General features: G+C 38.2%; 13 protein-coding genes. 7 read left to right on the forward strand and 6 right to left on the reverse strand.

The genetic code is table 11. The features are described from left to right. Window positions 1-86: 86 nt before the first annotated feature. Window positions 87-1,802 (reverse strand): DUF4856 domain-containing protein, encoded by a 1,716-nt coding sequence (locus KO505_RS02190; protein ID WP_216053803.1) that lies wholly within the window; start codon window positions 1,800-1,802, stop codon window positions 87-89. 288 nt (window positions 1,803-2,090) lie between these two features. Here KO505_RS02190 and KO505_RS02195 point away from each other — a divergent pair, with 288 nt between their 5' ends. From KO505_RS02195 to KO505_RS02220, 6 genes are all read left to right on the forward strand, one after another. Next, window positions 2,091-2,846, forward strand: a complete 756-nt coding sequence (locus KO505_RS02195) for a transporter substrate-binding domain-containing protein (RefSeq protein WP_216053804.1) — start codon at window positions 2,091-2,093, stop codon at window positions 2,844-2,846. 211 nt (window positions 2,847-3,057) lie between these two features. Then, entirely contained in the window at window positions 3,058-3,729 is a 672-nt protein-coding gene (locus KO505_RS02200; protein ID WP_216053805.1) for an ABC transporter ATP-binding protein, read from the forward strand. A gap of 68 nt (window positions 3,730-3,797) precedes the next feature. Next, window positions 3,798-4,736 carry an HlyD family secretion protein gene (locus KO505_RS02205; protein WP_216053806.1) on the forward strand — a complete coding sequence of 313 codons (939 nt, stop codon included), beginning with the start codon at window positions 3,798-3,800 and terminating at the stop codon, window positions 4,734-4,736. Beyond that, the gene (locus KO505_RS02210) at window positions 4,726-5,724 is read left to right on the forward strand and encodes an HlyD family secretion protein (RefSeq protein ID WP_216053807.1); all 999 of its coding nucleotides are present in this window, start codon (window positions 4,726-4,728) and stop codon (window positions 5,722-5,724) included. The genes KO505_RS02205 and KO505_RS02210 overlap by 11 nt, the downstream gene beginning before the upstream one ends. Window position 5,725: 1 nt before the next feature. Further along, window positions 5,726-6,922, forward strand: a complete 1,197-nt coding sequence (locus KO505_RS02215) for an efflux RND transporter periplasmic adaptor subunit (RefSeq protein ID WP_216053808.1) — start codon at window positions 5,726-5,728, stop codon at window positions 6,920-6,922. Next, complete coding sequence (locus KO505_RS02220) at window positions 6,915-8,153, forward strand: ABC transporter permease (RefSeq protein ID WP_252731593.1); 1,239 nt, start codon at window positions 6,915-6,917, stop codon at window positions 8,151-8,153. Before KO505_RS02215 ends, KO505_RS02220 begins: the two co-directional genes overlap by 8 nt. Window positions 8,154-8,231: 78 nt before the next feature. Here the strand turns inward: KO505_RS02220 and KO505_RS02225 are convergent, their stop codons facing one another. From KO505_RS02225 to KO505_RS02240, 4 genes are read right to left on the reverse strand one after another with little or no spacing between them, the layout of a single operon-like run. Further along, the gene (locus KO505_RS02225; protein WP_216053809.1) at window positions 8,232-9,161 is read right to left on the reverse strand and encodes a hypothetical protein; all 930 of its coding nucleotides are present in this window, start codon (window positions 9,159-9,161) and stop codon (window positions 8,232-8,234) included. A 15-nt stretch (window positions 9,162-9,176) separates the two neighbouring features. After that, the gene (locus tag KO505_RS02230; RefSeq protein WP_216053810.1) at window positions 9,177-10,319 is read right to left on the reverse strand and encodes a hypothetical protein; all 1,143 of its coding nucleotides are present in this window, start codon (window positions 10,317-10,319) and stop codon (window positions 9,177-9,179) included. 14 nt (window positions 10,320-10,333) lie between these two features. Then, the gene (locus KO505_RS02235; protein ID WP_216053811.1) at window positions 10,334-11,038 is read right to left on the reverse strand and encodes a hypothetical protein; all 705 of its coding nucleotides are present in this window, start codon (window positions 11,036-11,038) and stop codon (window positions 10,334-10,336) included. Next, window positions 11,035-11,970 (reverse strand): LPP20 family lipoprotein, encoded by a 936-nt coding sequence (locus tag KO505_RS02240; protein WP_216053812.1) that lies wholly within the window; start codon window positions 11,968-11,970, stop codon window positions 11,035-11,037. Before KO505_RS02240 ends, KO505_RS02235 begins: the two co-directional genes overlap by 4 nt. A 278-nt stretch (window positions 11,971-12,248) precedes the next feature. Between KO505_RS02240 and KO505_RS02245 the strand changes: the two genes are divergently transcribed. Next, window positions 12,249-12,881, forward strand: a complete 633-nt coding sequence (locus KO505_RS02245; RefSeq protein ID WP_216053813.1) for an RpiB/LacA/LacB family sugar-phosphate isomerase — start codon at window positions 12,249-12,251, stop codon at window positions 12,879-12,881. A gap of 70 nt (window positions 12,882-12,951) precedes the next feature. On the opposite strand, the gene gss is transcribed toward KO505_RS02245, so the two are convergent. Beyond that, on the reverse strand, window positions 12,952-14,826 hold the full coding sequence (gene gss, locus KO505_RS02250) for a bifunctional glutathionylspermidine amidase/synthase (RefSeq protein WP_216053814.1): 1,875 nt from the start codon (window positions 14,824-14,826) through the stop codon (window positions 12,952-12,954). Window positions 14,827-14,937 lie beyond the last annotated feature (111 nt).

Below are 14,937 nucleotides of genomic sequence, written 5' to 3' on the forward strand. Positions count from 1 at the left end.
AAATTTAAGCCTTTATATACGAAGAAAGCTTGGGCTATTTCTAGTCCAAGCTTAAGTTTTATAAAATGTGATAATAAACGGGTGGTCTACCAGTTTTGAACGTTTTCATTATCCAGTGAAAGTGCCGTTTCAATAATGTCACGGGCAGCTAATAAGTTAACTTGGTAAGCCGTTACATTGTCTTCAGAATCAAGTACAGGTTTATCAGCCACTAACGTATGGAACTGCTGGAATTGTTCATCGGTAACTTTAGAGTAAGGGTTAAATTGTAAACCTAAAGCAAAACCTTTTAATTCAGAATAATGTTTTGCAGTATCTTCAAAGTTAAAGTCATCAGTTCCAAACTTGCTTAAATCACTGTGAACTTCATTAATGTAATGAACAACTGTTGTAGCTAACGCGCGCTCCCAACCGTCGGCAATGATATCTCTTTGTGCTTTTAAGTCTTCTAATTGTTGAGTACTTAACGCAGAACCAACATTGTCATTGATGATTTTTCTACCTGAGATAAAGGCGTTCATGATCTGAGCTGTGTAATCAGTTGGTGAGGTATTTGATGCTGTACCTAAGTCACGTTTTGCTGCATTGGCGGCTATGCCAAAAATCACTTCAGAGGTTAAATCGATTTCACCATCGTTATTACTATCATGTTTGCCGTTCCAATCACTACGACCGTTATCATCAGATGTTACCTTGCCTGCAATTTCAGTATCTGAATAAGCTAAGTAATCCGGGGTCGCACCAAAATATCCAAAGCCTTCGTCAAATTGATGTTCCAATGTTGAATAGGGTTTGCTGCCGCCATCTTGGCCAATGTTGTCAGTAGTTAATCCCTTGCCTTCAGTTTCATGACCTAAATAATCATCGGTTGCTTGTGAGTAAGTGATACCCACTAATAATAACTTTTGAATTAGTTGTTTAAGATCTGTGCCGTCACTATTTAAATAGACCTTAGTAATGTCATCACCTGTGACTGATTGACGTACTACACCATTTAAGTGTTGTTCTGCATTGTCGGCTAACTGGCCAAATAAGATATCAATTAGGCCTTCAGGCGTTGTTGAACCTTTTGTTCCCCAACCTGCAAATTCTCCATCATTCCAATCTTTATGTTGTCCGCCGGTATCGTTACCTGCCATTTTACCGCTAAGGTTTTTAGGCGAACTTGAAATGTCAGTAATATATGTTTGCTTAGCTGACATAAAGGTTATTGGGAAGTTATCGTATTGTAAGTCAGAAGTACGATAGTATTTATTTAACTTTGCAATGACCGCATCACGAGACATTAACGTGCCATCATCTAACTCACTTTTTAAGTCGTTGCCAATATAGTGTGCTAATTCTGCAATTAAAGCATGACGCGCAATTTGGCCGGTATAAGAAACACTAGAATCGTCAGTGATAAATTTACTGTCAAAAGCATAAGTATCTAACGCATCTGTAATTTCAATGGTTAGTGTTTTAGTAAATGACAAGGCACCACTGTCTGTAACTACGACTTCAATATCAATGGACTGTTCAGTTTCATAATCAAATACTGTATTTTCGGCTAACGTCAATTCATTACCAACAACCGTAAATCGTTCATCGCTTACAGTGAAAGTGAAGGTGTCTGTTGAATTTTCATCTGTGGCGCTTAATGTGCCTATAACGGTATTAGATGTGTTTTCTAGAACACTATTGCTACTTAAAGTAATGTCAGTAGGTGCAACGTTTTTGTCATCATCTGAGCTGTCACAAGCAGTTAACGTCATTGTTGCCAGAATAATTGCTGCACTTATTATATTTTTTTGAAATTTCATCAGCTTACCGAGTTAATTGTATTTGGTCATTATTAGGCCTAATATTCTAAGCACTCCTTTAATACAATGCAAATAGTAATCGTTCTCATTTATAGTTAAGTTGCTTTTATATATAATAAGATAATCTTAAGTCGTTATTTAGCGCACAAATATAGATATGAAATAGATGTAAATTTCGCGATTGTTCTATTATTTACCCACCAGTTTGTTTTTCTTGTCTCCATGCATATACTCAAATGAACAAATTTTTAGTAAAAATTACTCTCTGACAAACTTTAGGCGGCTAATGTGGTGAAACGGTTCTATCTAGTTGCGGTAATTCTGTTTCTCACGTCAAGTAAAGTCATAGCTCAAGATGAATGTCTAAATTTTCATGTGATCCACAGCGAACCCTTAGGTTATTTAAATGAAGAAGGAAAAGTGGTGGGGGAGCATGTTGATATCATCCACCAAATTGCTAAGTATTCTAACCTTTGCATTACCCCAATTTTGATGCCTTACCCAAGAATTTGGCAGGGATTAGAAATGGGTAAACATGATGGTGGAATAGTTTTTAAGTCACAAGTTCGTTCTCATTTAGTTGAATACGTAGCAAAACTCAGGACAGTGTCGGTTGCCGTCGTCGCTAAAAAAAATATTGAATTAAACTCCTACGAAGACTTGGCTGATATATCCATTGCGATTAGACGAGGCGTTCATTTGAGTGAACGTTTTGACAACGACTCTAACCTCACCGTAATGCAAGTTAACCAATATGAACAAGTTATAAAAATGCTGATGCATGATCGAGTGGATGCGATGGCCGCCTCCACATTTGTTCTTCATTACCTATTAAACAAAGTCAATGGTTTAGATAAGGTCGACTTTAATAAGAAATTCAATTTAGGTTATAAAGAACAATGGTTACAAATGTCAAAAAAATCAAATCACAAAGACAAGATACCGGCACTAAATCAAGCAGTACAAATCATAATAAACAATGGCGTTTTAGATCAAATAACTGAACGTTATTACGGGCCTCAGTGGCAGATTATTAATCAATGAGCCGGTTAAGACCTTCAAGTTCTAACTTAGGTTATTGCCCGTTTAACTGACGCTACCTTAATCTCATCTTGCAACTATTTCGCCTTAATTATATCTGGCTATAATTCCAATCCGGTTTATTATTAACCCTATTTTGAATACATATTTTAATTCAATTAGTTAGCTAATTCGTTATAGTAATTTGTTGCTTGGGCTTTATAAAAGGGATCAAATGTTAGAGTTAAAAAACATTGAGAAGGTATTCTCAAACGGTGATGAGCAAGTAAAAGCAGTGAATGGAGTTTCACTTTCCGTGCAACGTAATGAGTTTGTTGCGTTTATGGGGACTTCTGGTTCAGGTAAGTCTACTTTAATGAACATACTTGGTTGCCTCGATGCTCCCAGCAGTGGTGAATACCTATTAGATGGGCAAGATGTGGCTAAAATGTCAGATGAGCACCTCTCTAAAATCCGCAATCAACATATTGGTTTTATCTTCCAAACTTTCCACTTATTACCCAAGCTAGATGCTATTGGCAACGTAAAGCTGCCATTGCGTTTTGCTGATGTTGACGAAGATGAAGCAAACCAAAGAGCCATTGAATTACTTAAGTTGGTTGGTTTAGAACATCGTATGTACCATAAGCCAAATGAAATGTCTGGCGGGCAAAGACAACGAGTAGCGATTGCTAGAGCTCTGGTTAACAAACCAACCGTTATATTAGCAGATGAACCAACGGGTAATTTAGACAGTAAAACCTCCTATGAGATCATGCAATTGTTAACTGATTTACATCAGCAAGGGCAAACCATAGTTATGGTGACGCATGAAGATGATATCGCTCAGTATGCACAGCGAGTCGTTAGGATGCGCGACGGTAAAGTAATAAGTGAGCAAGACTAATGCAGGGAGCTATGATGGTAAACCGCTTAATAAACAAAGTTGTGAATCGAACAAGTATTTTCCTCACAATGAGTCTTTTTCCTTTTTCAGCTTTTGCTAATTCACCCATATTGATCACAGGGCAAATTACGTCGGCTAAACAACAAGTGATCACCGCTCCAAAAACGAGCCGATGGCAAATCCAAGTTCAATGGATGTTAGAAGAAGGCAAGGTCGCACAAGAAGGTGATTTAGTGACTGTGTTTGATTCAGGTTCAATCCAAACCCAAATACAACAAGATGAAGAAAGACTTGAATCTGAATTACTGGTTTTAGAAAAACAAACCTTAGACTTAGAGCAAGCCGTTATTGAAGCAAAAGGTAACTTAGACGTTGCCATATTAGAAGTAGAAAAGGCGAGAATAGAAGCTGAAATAACCAGTGCCGAAGTCAGTCAATACGATAAAGGTCAATACCAAGTCACCTTAGAACGAGCGTTATTTAATAAAATTAAAGCAGAACAAACTTACGAAGTTAAAAAACAAGAACAGATCACCGGTTTAGAAAAACAGAATATAGAAATATTAAAACTAAAAGAGAATATATCGTATCAGCAGGCCATGTTAGAAAAGGTGGCGGTAAAAGCCAAGTTCTCAGGACCTGTGACTCATATGATGCATCCATGGAACGGCCAAAAAATAGCACCTGGTTCAATGGTACAAGCGTCAATGAACGTTATGTTAGTTCAGGGACAGGACTCTTTTGAAGTTGAAGCTTGGTTACATGAAATTGACGCCAATAAAGTCGCGTTAGGTGATAAAGCCACGTTAACCCTAGATGCATTTTCGGATAGCAGTTATCCAGGCAAAGTGTCGTATGTTGCCAGCCAATCTGAGAAAAAAGAAGAGTGGAGTGATAGCGCTTATTATTTGATAAAAATTACATTTGATAAACAGCCTGAGCAAACATTGTTACCGGGAATGAGTGTCAGAGTCTTGGTTAACAAGGAGACCGCCAATGATAAATAAAATTGGTATTTTAATTAGTGTTTTAACGTTAGCGGCTTGTTCAGAAAAGGTTCAGCAACAAGATAATAACATTGCAGATGAAAAGCCGCTTACTGCAACAGGCGAGTTAATTTCGTTAGACAGTGCAACGATCTCCCCGCCAAGTGTAAACGGGATGTGGCAATACAAATTACAATATCTGATCAAAGAAAATAGCCAAGTTAACAAAGGCGATGTAGTGGTTCGATTAGATGGACAAGACTTGCGCAATAAATTGCTTGATAAACAAAGTTCATTAGATGCCGCAATCAAAGAACAAGAGCAAGAAGAGTTAGCGCAAGACCAAAAAGGGGAAGACTTAAAACTATCCCTAGCAGAAGCCAATATGTTTTATGACAAAGAAAAACGTAAATCAGAAATAGTCGACGCCGCCACATCTGAGATTGACCGAAAAAAACAACAAAAACAATTTGAAATTGCCACCAGTAAATTGGCACAAGCGCAGCAAAAGTTAGCGCAGTTTAAAACCAGTCGTAAAGTTAATAATGTTGTTTCGCAAAGCAAAATTCGAAGCTTAACGGCAAAAGTGGAAGAGATTCAGACAGACATTAAACGTTTATCTATTAAAGCACCAAAGTCTGGCGTTGTTATGTATGTCACAAATCACGACGGAGAAAAGCCAGCTGTGGGTGAAACCTTATGGCAAGGTCAAAGTATATTAACCATACCATCGTTAGATAAAATGGCAGTTAGAGCTGAGTTTGATGAACCTGACAGCGCTAAATTAGGTGTGGGCAGTAAGGTGAAAGTGATGTTGGATTCTTATCCTGAATTGCCTTTTATGGGTGAAATTAGCGCATTAGGGCAATCTTATCGTTCTAAGTCTAATCAAAACCCTAAGGTTGTTTTTGATGCATTTATTAAGTTAGAAACCATTGACCCTAAATTGATGAGGCCAGGTATGCAAACTAAGGTAGAAGTCATTAATAACATGAGTGAGGCACAATAACATGAAGTTGTTAAAACTAAGCTTTATCACCTTGATGTTGTTATTTTTAAACGCCTGTGCCGAACCTGAATTACAAGAAACCGTTTATATCGTCGAGCAAAAAACGTTTTCCATTTTAGTACCAGCTCAAGGTGAACTGGAAGCGGCTCAAGCTGAACTCATAACATCCCCTGGCCGTATGCCAATGACCATAGCATGGTTAGCTCAAGAGTTTATTGAAGTTAAAAAAGGTGACCTTGTGGCTATGTTTGATGGCGAGCAACTGACTTTGGATAGCAGAAAAGAAGAATTAGCCATGATGTTGTTGGAGCGCGATTTAATACAAACCAAATCGCAGCAGATCCAGCAGCAATCCGAAGTATTAAGTGAAAAAAACTTAGTATCAGAAGAGTTTGAATTCGCTCAAAATTTTAACATTGACGACATACGTTTGTACTCTAAATTACAGATCATAGATCAAATGCAAAACACTGACTTTTTGGGGGCTAAAGACGAATTTTTAGACTGGAAAAAACTCAGTGTTGATAACCAAAGCAAAGGCGCTATTGAAGTTATAGATATCAAAAAGCAAGGACACTTGGCTAAATACAAACAGCACCAAGATGCTTTAGTGAAGCTTGAGATCAGAGCGCCATACGATGGCTTATTGGTTTACGAAAAAAATTGGCGTGGAGAAAAGCCAAGCATAGGACAAACTGTATTCCCTGGTAATGCTATCGCTAAAATTCCAGATTTAAGCAAGATGCAAGCTAAGGTCTTTGTATTAGATAAAGAAGCCATTGGCCTAGCACAGGGCCAAGTGGTTACATTAAGGCTTGATGCCTTTCCTACCGAGGAATTTGATGGTGTTGTTAAAGAAGTTTCTGGCTTTTCCCGCACGATAGAACGAGGCAACCCAACTAAATATTTTGAAGTTATCGTTAATGTAGATGCTAGTAGCAACAGTAAATTCATACCTGGTAGAAAACTGAGTGCCAGTATATTAGTGGATAAATTAGAGTCCAAACTGACTGTACCGTTGCAAGCCATTCATAGTGATGATGGTGTCAATTATGTCTATGTTAAAAAGGACGGGAGTTTTCAAAAACAAGTGGTTAAAACCGGTGTCAAAAATTTATACTTTGTTGAAGTAACTCAAGGGATTTCTGTTGGTGATGCAATAGCATTATCAACGGTAGAGGAGAATATAAATGGATAAGTTAATGCCATTGTTTTGGGACGCCATAAACGAATTAGCCGCGCAAAAACTAAGAACATTATTAACCTTGTTAGGGATGATATTTGGTGTTGGCGCTGTCATAGCCATGTTAAATATTGGTGAAGGGGCTGAAAAAGAAGCTTTAAAATTAATAGATTCGATGGGATTACATAATCTTATTATCGAAGGTAAAAAATACTCCAATCAAGAATTGAAAGAGTTACGCCAAGAATCATTAGGATTAACATTTTCTGATGTAGAAGCGGCAAGAGCTACATTACCTTTTGTGACGGGTTATAGCGCACAAAAGAATATTAAAGTGTATTCGTTATACAGCGACTCAGGTAAGTCCGGTGCGAAAGCGATGGGGGTCAGTCCTACGTATTTCGACTTGGCCAATTTATCTTTTAAACAAGGTCGCGCACTAAACCAAGACGACAACATCAATGTTAAACAAGTCGCGGTGCTTGGTGAAGACGCCGCGTTAGCCTTGTTTCCAACTCAAGATCCAATAGGTCAATTTGTTAAGCTTAATCATTTATGGTTGGAAGTGGTTGGCGTGTTACAAAATGCCCAGATTAATAAAGACGATTTCCAAGGTGTAAAACTTGGCGGGGATAGGAATACCGTATTTATCCCTTTAAGCACCAGCCTTAAAAAGCTAGATAAAGGCCGTTTAGCGAGTGAACTAGACGTTATCAAGCTTGCCGTAAATGAACAATACGATCCGGTGTCAGCGGCGAAAGCAGTCGTGCAACTATTAAAGTTGCGTCATGGTGAAACTGAAGATTATCAATTGATCATTCCATCAGAGTTATTGGCGCAACAAAAACAAACCCAGCAGATATTCAATATTGTTATGGCATGTGTCGCCGGTATTTCTTTATTGGTTGGTGGAATTGGCATCATGAATATTATGTTAGCCAATGTATTGGAACGTACTAAAGAAATAGGGTTGTTACGTGCCGTTGGCGCAACCAGACAAGATATTAAAATGCAGTTTATCACCGAGAGTTTTGTTATCTCATTAATGGGGGGCGTTTTGGGTGTGGTATTTGGTTTGTTATTGTCAGAAGTGATAGGGTTTTACTCTGACTGGGCTGTGACTTGGTCGTTGTGGGCTATCTTTTTATCAGTGACTATTTGTATGGTAGTAGGGGTTGCATTTGGTGCATTTCCCGCAATCAAAGCTTCTCAGTTAAATCCTATTGAAGCATTACATTCAGATTAAAATGACATGTAATAAATTAGAGTGAAAAACGGGTTATAAGAACCCGTTTTTTTTGCTTAGTGCTTTAGGCTGGTTTAATTATTTTTGTAATACGTTGACAAATTCCATCATTTCTAAATGCAATAAAATAAGGTTTTTTAACTCTTGTTGGTTATTAGTGACTATCTGCGGTAACGCATCTGGGTCATTATTAACTTGTTTATTTTGATTGTCTTTGGATTGGTAACTTACGGTAAATAGTAAATTTTGAGCAGACTTAACCGGGTTCACTGTGATTTGCCAGTTCGCTTGGTTTTTATCAACTAAAGTGCTGTATTGGTAACTGGTTAAATAATCGGTCATCGCCGCTTTATAAGGCGCAGGTGCTTCAACATAAAAGGTATTTAATTGCACTGATTGTGATGACGTATAACCTTGTGCATCAAATTTATATAACGCATAGGTGTCACTGACTTGGGATAATTCAATTAAATAAGATTGTGTTGCAGCTGATAAATCTTGTTCAGACAAACTAAGCTTTGGATAAATTAACTTAATGGCTTGATTGATATCAGCTAAGTCATTGCGTTTAGCCATAAACGTCCATGAGGCAGGCTGAGCAAAGTTAAAATACATATTTGCATCTGCATTAAAGTCTAACTCTAATCTTGCTTGAAAGTTAACACAGGCACTATTACCTTCAAAATAATAGTCTAGCTCTAAGTGCTTATCGGTTAACTGATACATCACCGCTAATTCTGCCGTGTTCAAACGTCGACCAAACATTCCGGTTTTGATGTCTCTTATTTGGTCAATAAAGTTTTTGTTTTGATCTTTAACATGGTTATGGATATGACTAATTACAGACTCGGGAAGTTTTTGTTTCGACTTGCGTCCATAAGTGCATAACGCTCCAGAGAGGGTTAATTCTTTATTCAACTTAGCATAACTAAATTTAACCTCTTCCGTATGGGCATGTCCTGGTAAGGCAAAAGAAAATAAAACCAATAAAAGTGTTCGTTTCATCATAGTCATGGTCTCAAATTACATTTTATTTTTTATATATGAGCTTGGTAAACCAACGGATACGGCAAATATTTGCTCGTTGTTACTCGGGCGATAAATCCCATTTGCAGACTTTTGTTTTAAGTCAGTCGCGATGTCAGACTTTTTCCATTTTATTATTTTAGCTATGGCACTTTCTGAAGATGGTTTTGCTAAGGCTACAGCGATAGGATCAACAAACCCTCCGTCGTATTTAAATAATATAAGGGTATCATCGGTTAATACGCCTGCATTTCGGCCACGGTCTAACGTTATTTGGTCGCCTCTTAATCCTGTAACTTGAGCTGACACCGGCATTTCCGTTAACATTCTGGATAACATGACATCAAATGCTTTTGAAGCCATTTTACTAAATACGGCATTAATATTGTCAGGGTTTGTGTAATCAAATCCGGTGTAATATTTGCCATTAACTTCTGTGTAAACAAGATCTTGTTTTTGTTTTACGTCGGTACCCTTGATACGTATTTTTCCAATGTTCGGGTAAGACAATTTTTCTTTTGTGAATGGGTCAATCACACTCACAGTTAACTCTACTTCATATTTTGCCAAGCCGTTATATTCCGCATAAAAACGATCTGCGGTTTTGACGGTATCGATTTTTAACAGATAATCAGGGCGTAAGGTTTTGTTATTTCGCATGACGTTAGCTAGGGTTTTTGCTGATTGTTCTTTCATTTGGCTGGCCACTTCTTGAGCGGTCACCTCGTCTTGCGTCACAATTCTAAACCGATTAATGCCAGCTAATTGGCTTTCAAACATTAGGCCAAGGGTCTTATTGTTTAACGCTTCTAAAACGCGTTTTTCTTCTGGTTTTTGGCTAGCGCTGTTATTGCCTGCAAAATAAACTCTAACGATAGGTTTTTTTAACGGGCAATCATCAGACTCGTTATCTATATCAAAGGTACAACTGTTAATCCCTTGCACATTAAAATTACTTGGGACTTCAATATCTTTGTCTTCGAATTGATAAGCAGATTTGGCGGTAATGAGTTTTGAATTACCTGTGTTAGTTTGAGAAACATTTGTTTGTTGTTCCGGATATTTTATTTTCGCAGTACTTGAACAACCCGCAACAGACATAATAAAAATTAATGCGGATGTTGTGAATAATAGTTTCATGTTTTTACTTCCTGTTAATCTGCGTTTTGAAACGTTTGTAATTGTTTTGCGATATCAATGATGGCTTTTTCGTCTTCGATAAACTCGTTAGCCACTTTAGCTAAATGCAGCCGAATTTCGGCAAGTTTATAGGCTTCACCTATTTTATTGGCGTTCATTAACATGCTCAAACCTTGCATGCCGATTAAGTCATCACCTTGTAACCTGATGATATAAGCGAGTCGTAACGTTTGTTCTGTGATCAAAAGCGATAGCTTTACATTCTCTTCCCAAATTTTATCCGAGGCTTTTTCATAAGCCTTAATTTTAGGACCAATTTTTTCTTTTTCAGTTTCAGCGGTTTTATCAAAGTCGGTAATGGCTTGTTGTAATTGAGCTTTATCTTTGTCTTTATTGGCCATTAAAAATGACAACACATCTCGGTGATTATCTAATAACACTTTATGTTCAGTGATGATGTTGTGTTGATGTTTAAATATACTGAGTACGCTATTACTGAAAGCATTAAACACTTGTGAAACACTGACTTTGTTAAAACCAACTTTTTTCATATCGCTGCTAATACGAGCCAAACGTTGTTCTCTAGGCATTAATTTGGCATTAAATTTACTGACAATATTATGTTTATTATATTTAATGTCGTCGCCATCTTGAACATTGATAGCACAACCAAATAGCAGCAGTGCAGCCAATAAGGTTATGCACTTAATAACATTCATTCATTACTTCCTAATTGTAGTTGAACGGACTCTATCGCTTGTTGTTCAGCTAACTCCGGAGTTTGACTAAACGACGTGGCATGAATTGGGTTTTGATAAATAATCTGATCGTCTAACACATAGATAAGGTCAGCGGACATCTTAATGGCACTATGAAAATCGGTCGTGGTCGTTTCTACATTTAATCCGGCAAATACGACTTTAAGTGTGTGAGCTTGTTGAGCTGACGATAGCCCAATGGATTGCATTTGATTTATTAATCCAAGTTTAACCGTGCTTGAATGCTTTTGATCGTTATTAGCGATTAACACTTGATAACCCACTTTTGCGGAAATGGACTGTGCCGCTTGAGTTAATTGAATCATTAACTGATCTAATTGAACGGTTTCAAAAGAATAAGAACGTAATAACACTAAGGTTTTATTTATAGTGGGTTTAGCTTGGTTATATTGGATTAATTTAACCAGTGCAGGAGATAGCTGTTTAATCCCAAACGCTCGGTTGTTTATTAAATAAGCGGTGAGTTGGTCTTTAAGTTGGTCATGTAACTGCTGGAAAAAGGCTTGTCTATCCACTTTAACTAATACAATCACATCGTCATTATGTTGCGCTGTATTAACGATATCTATGTTGGTAAAGGTTAAATTGGTGCCGGTAAATAATGAGTCTGTTTCTAAGTAGAGTTCGGTGGTTCCATTTTTTGCTTCGACAAATTGTTGTGTATTACTCTGAGCAGTAACTTGTAATCGAGCACTAAGTTCTTCGAGGGCTTGTTGTTGAGCTTGTTTTTTATTTTCACCCATACCAACAGAATAAAACCACTGGTTACTGTCTCCTGGTGGAGTAGTTACCCAATCAGGTAGTGACGCTGCTATCGTATTTGGTAACAAAAATAAAGAGAGAACTAGAATTAAAAACTTGTCTATTCGCACAAATAATCTCCGTATTTGTTAGTGTGAAAATGTATAAAAAAGGGTATTTCTTACCAATAAGAAAATTAATTGTAGGTAAGATTTCCCCTGACTATAACTGATTTTCTGTTAAAGGAAAATCCAATAGGAGGTATAGCTATTGCCTAATTTAACTTTTTCAGCAATTAACTTATATATGTAATAATTTAATATTAAATGCCACCGGTGGCGGTTTGATTTTCTTTACGTTAAAATAAACACAATTCCACCATAAAGTAATGGAGCTTCACTAAAGAATTATGAAAATCGCATTAATGAATGAATTTAGCCAAGCGGCTAAAAACCCTATTGTTTGGCAGCAGTTGCAAGATGTCGCAAAAGATAAAAACCATCAAGCGTTTAATGTTGGTATGGATGGCGATAACGATCATCGATTAACCTATATACATTTAGGTATTATCGCTAGTTTATTATTAAACAGTAAAGCGGTTGATTTTGTGGTTACCGGTTGTGGCACTGGCCAAGGCGCATTGATGGCTGCCAACGCGTTTCCTGGAGTTGTTTGTGGTTATTGTATTGACCCATCTGATGCGTATTTATTTGCCCAGATTAATAACGGAAATGCTTTAGCACTGCCTTTTGCCAAAGGGTTTGGATGGGGCGCTGAATTGAATGTTAAATACATTTTAGAAAAAGCCTTTGATGGTGAAAAAGGCCAAGGTTATCCAGCAGATCGTAAAGAGTCACAGGTAACTAACGCTGGGATATTAAACCAGTTAAAGTCTGCGGTAGCGAAAGATTATATTGACGCGTTAAAAGCGATAGACCCAGAGTTAATCAAACAAGCCATTGGCGGCGCACGTTTCCAAGAGTGTTTCTTTGCTCATAGCCAAGATGAAGATATTGCGGCATTTGTAAATTCAATGTTGTAATTGAAAAGTCCTGAAAGATAAGGGCGCTACTACAAACTAGTAGCGCCTTTTTAGCAAAATACCGTTAGGATTAAATCACCCGTAGGGTCATTAGATCACTGTCTTTGGTGATAACTAAGGTCGGGTCAACTCGCAAACAACTGCCGGCATAATGTCCCGCCACCGAAAACGTACAAACTTGCGAACGATAGCCTCCAATATCGGGTAACTTCCACAGCGCTTGAAATATTTGATCCTGTTCAGCGAAACGCCCAGAGGTTTCTTCCATTAATGCTTCTTTGCCATCGTACACACTAATGTTAAAACCACACCTACCAGCAATGGGTTTGCTGACATAACCATTATTTTTTAATGTCTCAGTTAATTCAAATGACGACTCTAACAAATAAGGATGGTCAGGGAATAACATCCATAACACCGGCAATATGGCTTTGTTGCTAGGGATTAATGTCCATAATGGTTCATAGACCATGACGTCTTTGCGCAATAATACATCCACCAAACGCGGCGCCTCACTACGAGACGTATCAGTTTGGTAATTGCGTAAACGCTGTTCATCGTCATCGCACTCTGCGCGAATTTGATCCAATGCAGTTTCCCAAGCCCAGGTTTTCCAAACCCAACGAATTTTTATGCCCTCGGCATCAATGACATCACCATCGTCGTCCCAACGTAAACTAGTGACACCTTTAATTACCTTGCACTCTAAACCGGCCTTTTCCATTGTTCTTTTCATGAACAGGGCATGGTAATTCTCCTCAAGCTCCGTATCTTGCATAATATGGATCACACCTTTAACGGCACTGTCTTTCCATGCTTCTACTAATTCTTCCACCAGTTCTGTTGCAGAACTTTCGCCTTCTTTACAACCATAATGTTTGGCCCATTTATCTTGGACAATACCGGCTTCCATGTAACAAGACGCAGAGTCACAGTTATATTCATAAACTTTAATGCCACTGGCTGAAAGACTAAAGTCAAACCTGCCTGTGATCATCTGGTTACGACGGTTATCCCAAGACTGTTGGATTTTAGGCCACAAGGCTGGTGGCAGATTAAACTTGGACTGTAACTCTGCGTTTTGCAGTACATAGTCAGTTGCATGCATAAATAAAGCATGCAGTTCATTGGTGGCTCGTTTTAATTCACGCTCAGCGGTCTCTGTCATTACCATATAGTTATGATCATCTTCTACTTTACTGGCGAGTTTATGCCCGCCCATCATAGCGACAAACGCTTCTTCTGCAGGATTAGCGACATTTAACCAAGCACGAGACGACTTAAGGTTGTTTGCCACTTTACGTATTTGTAAGTCGAATAGTTTAGGATCATCAGGTTGAATATCTTCAGCGTGTAGGTCGTCATCGGTTTGAATAACCCAACCCATGACAGAGGCATCACCATAAGAACAACGTAACCAATAACCTCCATCATCACTAATGCGAGCTTCTAATACACGGGAATAATCTTGGCCTTGTGGCCAAACATGATGACCCACATTTTGTTCCACCAAATACAAACGATCGGGCAGGACTTTGGTGACAATAGCGACATGGCCAGTAACTTCAAATTCACCGCCTTCATTCCAGATCAATAAAGCGCCAACTTCTGGATGACGTAAAGAACCATTACAAAATGATTTAAGCGGTAATCGGCTTTCATCGGCGATAAGCCGTACTGAAGTCAAACGAAAAATATCGTAAGCCATAGCCACATCATCAAATATGTAACCTTTATTTAAATACAGCCAGCGTCGGACAAACTCCACACATTGCCATTTATAACCCATAAAAATACCGTCCACATAACTGCGGTAAGCATGTCTATTGGGGAGTTTTATATCATCAGCGCTGTCGTAATCAGAAGAATAAACGGGCACATTACCCGGCGCTATACCTAACAAGGTGCCAAAAGGGGCAACTGACCTGCTGGATGTTGATGTCATTAATGTTGTTACTCTCACACAGAATGTGCTTTAAAGGTGGATAGGAGGCGCAAAAATCTGGCGCCAGATGATCGCAATATAGTCCTAGTTTGGCGTGGCTGCAAGCAGTTA

The sequence above is a fragment of the Psychrosphaera sp. F3M07 genome, from assembly GCF_018860345.1.
Classification (GTDB): domain Bacteria; phylum Pseudomonadota; class Gammaproteobacteria; order Enterobacterales; family Alteromonadaceae; genus Psychrosphaera; species Psychrosphaera aquimarina.